Here is a 2,225-nt window from a genome sequence, read left to right as displayed (position 1 = left end):
GGTTTAAATAATATCTCATGTGTTTTAGAAGAAATATTAAAAAATAAAAATAATTTAAACATAACCGTTGTTTGTGGAAATAACAAAGATTTAAAAAAACACTTAGAAAAAACTTATAATAAAATTCATAACAATAAATTTATAAATATAATTGGATATACTACAGAAATTTCAAAAATAATGGAAAAATCTGATTTGCTTATAAGTAAACCTGGTGGATTAACATCTAGTGAAGCTTTGATGACTGCATTACCGATGTTAGTTCCTTTTATAATCCCTGGGCAAGAAACAGAAAACATAGACTTTTTATGCAAAAATAATTGTGCTGTATATGTAAAAAATTTAAAGCACATTAATAATAAAATAACTCACTTAATTAATAATCCTAATATATTAAAAAATATGAAATTAAGTGCAATAAAATTAGCTGAAAATTTTTCTAAAGATAATATAGTTGAATTATGTAATAATATATTATCAAATAGATAAAAGAAAGACATTAAAGTGATTTACCACATTTAATGTCTTTCTTTTATTTATTTTCCAAAGTAGATTTTAAAAATCTACTTATAAATTCTTTATTATTTTTAGTTTTAGACAATAAATTAATTAAATTTTCTGTTACATTTTCTACATTGCCATCTCTATACATAACTCTTCTTATAGCATAAGCAACTTCTTTTTCTTCACTATTTAATAATAAATCTTCTTTTCTAGTGCCAGATTTATAAATATCTATTGCTGGGAATATTCTTCTTTCCTGAAGTCTTCTATCTAAATGAACTTCCATATTACCTGTACCTTTAAACTCTTCAAATATCATATCGTCCATTCTACTTCCAGTTTCAACCAAAGCTGTAGCTAATATAGTTAAGCTACCACCTTCCTCAATATTTCTAGCAGCACCAAAAAACTTTTTAGGCATTATTAAAGCACCTGGATCTAAACCTCCGGATAAAGTTCTTCCTGTAGGTGTTATTGTTAAATTATATGCTCTAGATAGTCTTGTTAAAGAATCTAATAATATTACAACATCTAAGCCTTGTTCTACCATTCTTTTAGCTCTTTCTAAAACCATTTGAGCTACTTTTGCATGGTTTTGCGGTTCTTCATCAAAAGTTGAATAAATTATATCTCCATTAATACTTCTTCTCATATCTGTAACCTCTTCAGGTCTTTCATCAATTAAAAGAACTATTAATTTAACCTCTGGATGATTTTGAGTTATATTTTGAGCTATTCTCTTTAATAAAGTTGTTTTTCCTGCCTTTGGTGGCGCTACTATAACTCCTCTTTGTCCTTTTCCTATTGGACATATTATATCCATTAATCTAGAACTTAAATCTTTTTCATTATTAGTTTCCAATCTTAATCTTTCGTTAGGATATATTGGTACTAAAGTTTCAAAGCTTTTTCTTCCTATTGCCTTTTCAGGTCTATCACCATTTACTTTTTCAACAAAAAGTAATGCCTTAAACTTTTCACCTTCTTTAGGATGCCTTACTTTTCCTTCAACTTCATCTCCTGTTCTCAAGTTAAATCTTCTTATTTGAGAAGGCGAAACATAAATATCATCTTCACCTGTTAGATAATTTTTGCATCTTAAAAATCCAAAATTATTATTATCTAATATTTCTAAAACACCTTTAGCGCTATTAGATACATTTACCATCTCTTTGAATTTTTCCTTTTTTTCTTCCGCTTGCAAATTTTCTCTCCTATCCGTTGACCCTATATTTTCATTATTATTTTCCATTTTATTCTCCATTTTATTCTCCATTTTTTTTGGAGTAATCTTTTCTCTTAATATAATTCCATCTTTTTCAATAGTTTTAGGAGAATTATTTTTTATTTCTTCTATAAGTTCACTTTTTTTCTTTTTTGAAATATTTTTTATTCCTAATTCTTTTGCAATTTCTTTAAGCTTTACTAACGTTATATTGTCATATGATTCTATTAACACGAATACACCTCCAAAGAACTAACTAGATTGGTTCGGAAACAAAAGGAAAGTAGAAAGATTTACAACTAAATTTTATGTTTTTAAGAAATACTTGAGATTTTATTAATTTTTTTATTATACATATAAATAAATATAAATTAAATTTAAAATCATATAAATATTTTACAACTAAATCCATATTATTTATGAATATTATACCATAAATAAATATACTGTATATTAAAATTATCTTTACAATAATTTATATTAGTGTATATATATT

2 protein-coding genes are annotated in these 2,225 nt (G+C 25.1%); one reads left to right on the top strand and one right to left on the bottom strand.

Annotated features, from left to right (window positions below):
• Positions 1 to 489: glycosyltransferase (locus GBZ86_RS15180; RefSeq protein ID WP_268817447.1), on the top strand; the 489-nt coding region annotated here is incomplete at its 5' end.
• A 43-nt stretch (positions 490 to 532) separates the two neighbouring features.
• On the opposite strand, the gene rho is transcribed toward GBZ86_RS15180, so the two are convergent.
• Entirely contained in the window at positions 533 to 1,963 is a 1,431-nt protein-coding gene (rho, locus tag GBZ86_RS15175; RefSeq protein ID WP_327445284.1) for a transcription termination factor Rho, read from the bottom strand.
• Positions 1,964 to 2,225 lie beyond the last annotated feature (262 nt).

Origin of the sequence: Clostridium tarantellae (assembly GCF_009295725.1) — a bacterium.
Taxonomy (GTDB): Bacteria; Bacillota; Clostridia; order Clostridiales; family Clostridiaceae; genus Sarcina; species Sarcina tarantellae.
Note: the sequence above shows the minus strand (reverse complement) of the source record. Positions and strands in the feature narration are given on the sequence as shown.